The 8,184-nt window shown below is 67.2% G+C and carries 6 protein-coding genes; 2 read left to right on the forward strand and 4 right to left on the reverse strand.

Translation table 11 applies throughout. From position 1 onward, the window contains the following. From VLR48_RS15125 to lptD, 3 genes are all read right to left on the reverse strand, one after another. A partial coding sequence (locus VLR48_RS15125) for a 4-hydroxythreonine-4-phosphate dehydrogenase PdxA (RefSeq protein WP_325292588.1) occupies nt 1-687 on the reverse strand: 687 nt, incomplete at its 3' end. Beyond that, a complete protein-coding gene (locus VLR48_RS15130; RefSeq protein WP_325292589.1) occupies nt 684-2,039 on the reverse strand; it encodes a peptidylprolyl isomerase in 1,356 nt (451 codons plus the stop codon). The genes VLR48_RS15130 and VLR48_RS15125, both read right to left, overlap by 4 nt. Further along, complete coding sequence (lptD, locus tag VLR48_RS15135; RefSeq protein WP_325292590.1) at nt 2,020-4,605, reverse strand: LPS assembly protein LptD; 2,586 nt, start codon at nt 4,603-4,605, stop codon at nt 2,020-2,022. The genes VLR48_RS15130 and lptD overlap by 20 nt, the downstream gene beginning before the upstream one ends. Nucleotides 4,606-4,795: 190 nt before the next feature. Between lptD and VLR48_RS15140 the strand changes: the two genes are divergently transcribed. Then, entirely contained in the window at nt 4,796-5,791 is a 996-nt protein-coding gene (locus tag VLR48_RS15140) for an aminoglycoside phosphotransferase family protein (protein ID WP_325292591.1), read from the forward strand. Nucleotides 5,792-5,840: 49 nt separating this feature from the next. On the opposite strand, the gene VLR48_RS15145 is transcribed toward VLR48_RS15140, so the two are convergent. Further along, entirely contained in the window at nt 5,841-6,956 is a 1,116-nt protein-coding gene (locus VLR48_RS15145) for a S1C family serine protease (protein WP_325292592.1), read from the reverse strand. Between the two features lie 283 nt (nt 6,957-7,239). On the opposite strand from VLR48_RS15145, the gene VLR48_RS15150 reads away from it, so the two are divergent. Then, nucleotides 7,240-7,992: a Nif3-like dinuclear metal center hexameric protein gene (locus VLR48_RS15150; protein ID WP_325292593.1), complete on the forward strand. Its 753-nt coding sequence runs from the start codon at nt 7,240-7,242 to the stop codon at nt 7,990-7,992. Nucleotides 7,993-8,184: the final 192 nt, after the last annotated feature.

Genomic DNA, 8,184 nt, shown 5'->3' on the forward strand with positions numbered 1-8,184 from the left:
CCCCCGCAGTGCGTTGAGGACGGGCTCGATCACCTCGATCTCCTCGCGTCCCAGGTGGCCGCCTTCGCCGGCATGCGGGTTCAGGCCGCAGACCAGTATGCGCGGCTCGGGGATCCCGAAGCGGGTCGAGAGGTCTCGGTGGAGGATCCGGATGACCTCTGTGAGGTGCTCGCGGGTGATGGCGGCACTCACATCGCGCAGCGGCAGGTGTGTCGTGACCAAGGCCACACGCAGACCGGGCGTGGCGAGCATCATGACCGGCTCGGCGCCGCAGCGCTCGGCGAGAAACTCGGTGTGACCGGTGAAGGGAAGCCCGGCGTCGTTGATCACGCCCTTGTGCACCGGCCCCGTCACCAGAGCCTTGAAGGTGCCCTCCAGGCAGGCGTCGCAGGCGATGCGCAGGGTGTCGAGCACGTAGGGCGCATTAGCGGTGTCCAGCCGGCCGGGTGTGACCGGCCGCCGCACCGCGACCGGGAGTACGGCGAGGTGTCCGGGCTGCGCCCGCTGGACCAAATCGCCGGGCTCGAAGCGCTCGGTGTGCAGCGGGAGCCCGAGCCGTTGCGCCCGCTCGGCCAGAAGATCCGGGTCGGCGATCGCGACGATCGGGGTGTCGGACGGCTCCTGCGCGAGTCGCACGACCAGATCCGGTCCGATCCCGGCGGGCTCGCCGGGGGTGACCGCGATCACAGCTGTGCGTCCTCTTCGAGCCGGATCTCCACATAGGCCTCGTCGCGCAGCTGACGCAGCCACTCCTCGGTGGCCTCCTCGGCCTTGCGACGCTGCAACGCCTCGCGGGCCTTGAGCCGCATGAACTCGCCCTCTTTGTCCTGGTTGCGACGCTCGATCACCTGGACGATGTGCCAGCCGAACGGGCTTTGGAAGGGCTCGCTCACGCCGTTCGGAGGCAGCGCGTTCATGGCCTCCTCGAAGTCCGGAACGGTGTCGCCCGGATTGACCCAACCCAGATCGCCGCCCTTCAGGGCGGAGCCGGTGTCGTCCGAATTGGCGCGGGCGAGGCTTGCGAAGTCTTCGCCGCCGACGATGCGCATGCGCAGCTGCTCCAGACGACGTTTCGCGTCGTCGTCGGAGACCAGCTCGTTGGTTCGGATCAGGATGTGGCGGGCGTTGGTCTGCACGACATCGGCCGGGGTGGCGGCCTTGATCTCGGTGAGCTTGATGATGTGATAGCCGCTGGAGCTGGTCAGGGGATCGCTGATCTCGCCCTCGGCCATGGTGAAGGCGAGCTCGCTCACCAGGCTCGGCACCGCGCCCATCTCGAACCAGCCCAGATCGCCGCCCTGCAGTGCGTTGCGCCCGTCGGACTCGGCCGCGGCGACCTTGGCGAAATCCTCGCCGCCGCGCAGGCGCGTGACCAGGCGGGCGGCTTTGGCCTCGGCGGCTTGGACCTGTGCCGTGGTCGGGTTCTCGGGCAGGGCGATCAGGATGTGTTGCAGCCGGACCTGCTCGCGCTCGACGAGACGGCTCGACTCGCGTTCCAGAAAGCGGTCGATCTCCTGGTCGGTGACCTGGATCTTGTTGACCACCTCCTGATTTTGGAGGCGGGTAGTGACGATCTGGGAGCGGGTGTCTTCGCGGAAATCGGCGAAGCGAATCCCCCCGGCCTCGAGCGTGGCCTGCAGCTCTTCCAGGTTCAACCCGTTGCGCTGGGCGATATTGGTCAGGGCCTCGTTGAGGGTCGCCTCCTCGACCTGGATCCCCAGGTCGCGAGCGCGCTGCGCTTGGAGACGCTTGAGGATGAGTCGGTCGAGCACCTGCTTTTCGAGCTGGGGGCGCGGCGGCGCAGGCGTGCCCGCCTGCTGCATCTGCGGCAGGATCAGTTCGATCTCGGTGTCGAGCTCGCTGCGCACGACGACGTCGTCGTTGACCACGGCGACGATGGCGTCCAGCTCTTGAATGGGCGCCTGGCTCGACGCCGGGGCCGCCCCGATGAGCAAGCAGGCGAGGAGCGAGCCGACAGCGACGCGGCGGCGACGGGCGCTCGCTCGATCATGTCCGCGTCTAGTCCGTGTGATAGCCATAGATGCCTCGTTCCAGGAGTGTGTCGATCTGGTTTCCGAATGAGCCGAGTCCGGCAAGCTCGACCTGCAGCATCAGGCTGGTGTTGCCGCTGTCGTTGCCGGTTTGCAGATGTTGGCCGAGTAGCCGCAGACGCCAGCAACAGCGGCCGAACTCGATGCCGGCGAAGGCCTCGACAGTCTCCTCGTTGAGCATCGAGTAGAGCCAGCGCCCGACCAGCTTCACCTGCGAGCCGATCGGCACCTGCAGCGAGACGTCGGTGTCCTCGTAGCGCAGGTCCGGCTGGTCGCCGTAATTGAAGCGGTAGGCGAGGTTCAGCCGGCTGCCGTCGGTCGGCGCGTATCTCAGTTGCAGGACCCGTTTCTCCCAGGGTGCCTCGGTGTCGTTGGGATTCCACTGCAGGCTTGCCCGCGCGCTCCAATCGTCGCTGATCCGGGCTGCGAGCTCGCCGGCGACCGAGGATCGGACATCGTCTTCCACCGAGTCTCCGGTCAATTGAACGCGACGGTCCTCGAAGAAGTAGATCTGACCGACACTCGCCCGGAACAGCTCCTGTCCGGTTTGGTTGGCGATGGTGCGCGAGGTCAAGCCCAGCGTCAGCCGGTTTTCGTCGCCGATCCGGTCGTACCCCGTGAAACGGTTCGGACGAAACAGGCTGGCGAAGGTGAAATCCAACGGGGTGGTGTCGAACAAGGGCGCGTTGGATTGGTCCTCGAAGGAGGTCAGCACATAGTAGATCCGCGGCTCCAGGGTCTGGAGTGTCGGGGTGCCGAACCAGGCGGTGTCGCGCTCGAAGACGAGTGTGCCGTCCAGATCGAAGCTCGGGATCGCGTAGGATTGGCGCGACGGCAGCCCTTCGGCCTGCTCGACCAGATCGTAGCCGGTGTAGTAAAGACGCGCCCGCGGGATGATGTGTCCGAAGCTGCGACGCATCGGCATGCGCAGGGTGGGAACCGCGACCAGTCGATTGCCGTGGACGCGCGCGGAGTTGTCGAAGAAATCGTACTGACCCTCGAGGTCGTACTCGATCAGGTCGTTCCAGCGTCGGGGGTCAAGGTCCAGCTCGACATGGGGCAGCTGTCCGTAGGGGCGGTTGGCCGGTGTGATTGCGGCGTCGATGGTCTGAAACTGCTGCACGCGGGCGAGCGCACGCCAGCCTTCGCCGGCGTAGTAGACGTCGCCGCGCTGCACCAGGTTGCGCAGACTCGTGGCGTCCAGGCGATTGCCGAAGTCCCGTAAGTACTCGTCGTCCGAGACCGACGCGAAATCGATCGCGCTCGCCCAGCGCGGGCCTAGCCGCCCCGTTTGCTCGATACGCACCGCCCCGCGCGTGCCGAGCTCGGTGGCGCGGCGGTCCTCGGGCAGGACCTCGGCATTGATCTCCACCTGCTGAAAGCGATCGAGATAGCGTAGCTCCGTGCCGAGCATCAGACCGCGGGTGCTCATGATACGCGGCGTGATAGTCGCGTCGATGTTCGGGGCGATGTTCCAGTAGTAGGGGATGCTGATGTCGGTGCCGGTCGTGTTGGACGAGCCGAAGCTCGGGATCAGAAAGCCGCTGCGGCGCCGATCGTCGATCGGGAAGAAGATGTAGGGGGTATAGAGCACCGGGATCTTGCCGATGCGGATCCGGGCGTGACGGGCGGAGCCCATCCCGGTTTCCTGATCGAGCTTGAGATCGCGCGCCTTGATCGACCAGTCCGCGTTGCCGGGCGGGCAGGTGGTGTAGGTGATGTTGCGGTACCGGCTTTGCTGCTCGGAGAGGATCTCGGCCTCCTCGGCGGTACCGAGGAGATTCGCACTGCCCGAGAGACGATAGCGCGCGGCGTCGATCGTGCCCTGTCGGGTCAGCACGTTGTAATCGGCTCGATCGCCTTGGATGCGCAGCCCGCGTGTCTCCAGGAAGACATCTCCGCTGGCGTCGAGCCGACCGCTGCGACGGTCGTAGGTCGATTGGTCGGCCAGCAGCCGTTGATCGGTCTGCACGACGTCGACCCCCCCGCGCAGCTGGATGACCTCGGTGTTGCGGTCATAGTCGACACGATCGGCGACGATCTCCACCGGGATGCCTGCGGTGCCGGTCGGGGCCGTAGGGCCGGTGAACCCGGCAGCGCCGGAGCGGGGTCCACAGAATTCCCAGGGGAGATCGGCGTGCAGTCGCGGATCCCAGGCGTCCGGCAGCTCGAGTACGCGCGGCGCGAATTCGACGGCAGGAGTTTCTGCTTGCGGATCGTCGGGGGACACGAGCAGCGGCAGGACCTCGGCGGAGTCGCCCTGCGGATCCCGGCGGTCGAGATCCTGCAGCTCGCCGCCGGGCGCATTCGGTATCAGTGGCTGCAGCGGCGGCAAGGCGACGGGGGCGGCGACGGTTGCGACGCTCGGCGTCGGCGCGCTCGGATCACCGGTCGCGGCATCGGACTCGCCTGCCTGGTCGGGGGCCCGGTCGGGGGCCGGACTCGGGCTCGCGGCGGCCTGCGAGGCGCCGGTCGTCTCGGCCGCCGGGCGGTCGTCGGCGCCCGCGGTCGCGGCGACGGCACAGAGGATGAAGGCCAGTGAAACGAGGCGCACGTTGGGTGTCAGGTCGACTCAAGCCGGCGGCGGTCCAAGGTCGGGGTCTCGGATCGGTGGACGGGTTCGCATGAACCTGCAACCATGGCACATCTGTACAAACTCAGCAATCTTGAACCTGTCGCGGGCCGGTCGGTCCGCGCCGACGACGCGAGTGATCGGGGTGTCCGTGTCTGATCGATATGAGTCTATGCGCCGCTGGGCGGCGGGGGTCTTGGGGTCGGAGGACTTCGAGCTGAAGCCCGCGTCCTCGGATGCGAGTTTTCGTCGCTACTGGCGGCTCTTTCATGCCGGGACCACGCGCGTGCTGATGGATGCGCCCCCCGAGCTCGAGGACTGCGGACGTTTCGCCGATCTGTCGCGACGGTTTCGCGCGGTGGGTCTCAACACGCCCGAGATCCATGCGGAGGATCGCGCCGCCGGCTTCCTCATGCTCACCGATTTCGGCGACCGGGTCTATCTCGGCGAGTTGACCGAGGACACGGCCGACCGGCTCTACGGCGATGCACTGGGCGCCTTGGCGACCATCCAGGCGCTCGGCCCGACGGATGGCCTGCCGGGCTACGACGAGCCCTTTTTGCGCCGAGAGCTGGGTCTGTTCAGCGAGTGGTTTCTGGGGTCGCTGCCGGGTTTTGTGCTTTCGCCGGAAGAATACGCCGCGCTCGCGGTGGTGGAGGATCGGCTCGTGGCGAGTGCCCTGGAGCAGCCGCGGGTCTGCGTCCATCGAGACTATCACTCGCGCAACCTGATGCTGACCGAGGCGGGCAACCCCGGCATCCTCGATTTTCAGGACGCGGTGGTGGGGCCCGTTACCTACGACCTGGTCTCCCTGCTGCGCGACTGCTACATCGCCTGGCCTGCCGAGCGGGTGACCGATTGGGCTTGCGGCTATTTCCATCTCGCGCGTCAAAGAGGTGTGCTTGAAGAGGCGGATCTTCCTCGCTTTCTGCGCTGGCTCGACCTCATGGGCGTGCAGCGTCACCTCAAGGCCTGCGGGATCTTCGCGCGGCTGAATCGTCGTGACGGCAAACCGCACTATCTCGCCGATATCCCGCGCACCTTGGGCTATGTGCGCGAGGTGTCGGGTCGTTATCCCGAGCTCGACGGCCTGTCGCGTCTGTTGGATACGCGTGTCCTGCCGTCGTTGGATGTCATGGTCGCCACGGGGTCGACCGCCGCGCGCTGAGGCTTGCTCAAACGGTGCCTGTCTCGGCGCAGTGGCCGCAGCGGTTGGATCACTCGGCGGGTGGCGGGCGGGTGTCGGTGGTGGCGCGCGTGACGATGCGCTCGCTGCCGCGCCAGAGCTCCAGGCTCAAGGCGGCATGCGGACCGGCGCCGGCGACCGCGTCGAGCAGATCCTGCACCGTGGCGACGTCCCGGTCGTCGATCCGGGTCACCACGTCACCCGGACGCAGGCCGGCCTGCTCCGCCGGGCCGTCGCGCAGGATCGATGCGACCAGCACCCCGTGTCCGGCGCGCAGACCGAATGTTTCGGCCAGCTCCGGGGTCACGCTGCGCCCGCTCAGACCGATCCATCCGCGCGTGACCTGGCCCTGCGAGGCGAGCGCGTCCGCCACGTCGATCGCGATCTCCGCAGGGATGGCGAAACCAACCCCCTGCGCCGTTCCGGTTTCGGTGAAGATGGCGGTGTTGATGCCGACGAGCTCGCCTCGGGCGTTCACGAGTGCGCCGCCCGAGTTGCCTGGATTGATGGCGGCATCGGTCTGGATGAAGCTCTCGATGTCGGTGATGCCCAGCTCGCCGCGCCCGGTCGCGCCGACGATCCCCATGGTGACGGTTTGACCGACCCCGAATGGATTGCCGATGGCCAGCGCCAGGTCGCCCACGCGCAGGGCCCGGGAGTCTCCGATCGGCGCCGTGGGCAGCCCCTGCGCATCGGCCTTGAGCACGGCGAGGTCGGTATCGGCATCGACGCCGACGAGCGCGAGCTCGAGCGAGCGCCCGTCGGCGAGCACGGCGTGGATGCGATCGGCGTCCTGAACGACATGGCGATTGGTGAGGATGAAGCCGTCGGGCGAAAGGATCACCCCCGAGCCGAGTCCGGTGCGGGAGGCGGCCGCCCCTGGCGGTCCATGTTGGAGCCCCGGATAGGACGGCAAGGTCGGTCGCGGCGGCCCGGGCTCGGTCTGTGTCGCGAAGATGCTCACGACGGCCGGCGCGACGCGCGAGACCGCCCGGGCAAAGGTCGGCAGGTCGGCGCCGACGTGCGGCAGCGCGTCCCCGGTGTCGTGGTGCGGCGGTGCGCCCGATCCCGACGGGGCCAGCCAGGACGGGGCTAGCACGAGCGTGAATGCGGAACCTGCGGCCCCGCCGATCACCGCGGCGATCATAAGCGTGGTTGGACCTGTCTTGATCATCCGATATAAGCTACGCGGTCTTGGCATGAGTCCGAAGACATGGCCGCGCAATCGGCCATTCGTTCGCCCGTGAGTCTAAACCAAAATCATCGCGTCTCGAGCGTTTGCTTCGGTTCGGCGGTGACCTCTGCGGGGTCTCCGCGGAGACCCTCCGGCCGGGGCGCGCTTGGGGCTCGTTCCCTTTTCGATGCGCCGCCGTTTCGGCGTCCCGAACATCCGCTGCCCGGGAATCCCCGGCCGTCGCAGGAGCTCGAGCATGGTCGATCCTCTTTCTTTGGTGACCTACTGCGATCGTTTCCTTGCCTCGAGTGATTTCGACGACTTCGCTCCGAACGGCTTGCAGCTCGAAGGCGAGCGCCCGATCGCGCGCTTGGCAAGCGGCGTGACGGCGAGCGCGGCCTTGCTCGATGCCGCGATTGCATGGGGTGCGGATGCGATTCTGGTCCACCACGGGTGGTTCTGGAAGAACGAGGCACCCTGTCTCGTCGGGATAAAGGGACGGCGCGCAAGGCGATTATTCAAGGCCGGGGCCAGCCTGATCGCGTATCATCTTCCGCTCGATGCGCATCGGCAGGTAGGCAACAACGCAACCTTGGCCTTACACCTCGGATGGGTCGATGCCGAGCCTGTCGCGGATCGCCGAGGGCTCTTGTGGTCCGGGCGCTTGGCCCTCGGATGCTCGCCGGAGGCCTTCGCTGCTCAGATCTCGGAGCGCTTGGGGCGCCCGGCGACCTTGATCGCCGCGGGCCGCGAGCGGATCGAGCGGATCGCTTGGTGTACCGGCGGCGGGCAGGGCTACATCGAGCAGGCTGCCGCGCTCGGCGTCGATGCCTATGTGAGCGGAGAGATCTCGGAGCAGACGACCCATGCGGCGCGCGAGCTCGGGATCGCCTTCGTCGCGGCCGGACATCACGCGACCGAGCGCTACGGGGTTCAAGCCCTCGGCGAGCACCTGGCCGAACGGTTCGGGCTGGAGCATCGGTTCATCGAGATCGACAATCCGGCCTAGGCCGAGATCGGCTCGGGGTTCGGCTGCTTTGCCTTGACCGATCCGGCCGGAATACAAGACAATGCCCGGTCGATTTTAGAGAGAATCGGCATATTCTGATCTTCCTTTCATGACCATGCGTGAGCCGCCAGCCGATAAGCTGTTCATGGGGCTCGCGCCAGCCGGGGGTTAGTGGCTTATGAGCGCACAAGG

It is taken from the genome of Thiocapsa sp. (genome assembly GCF_035467215.1).
Lineage (GTDB): Bacteria > Pseudomonadota > Gammaproteobacteria > Chromatiales > Chromatiaceae > Thiocapsa.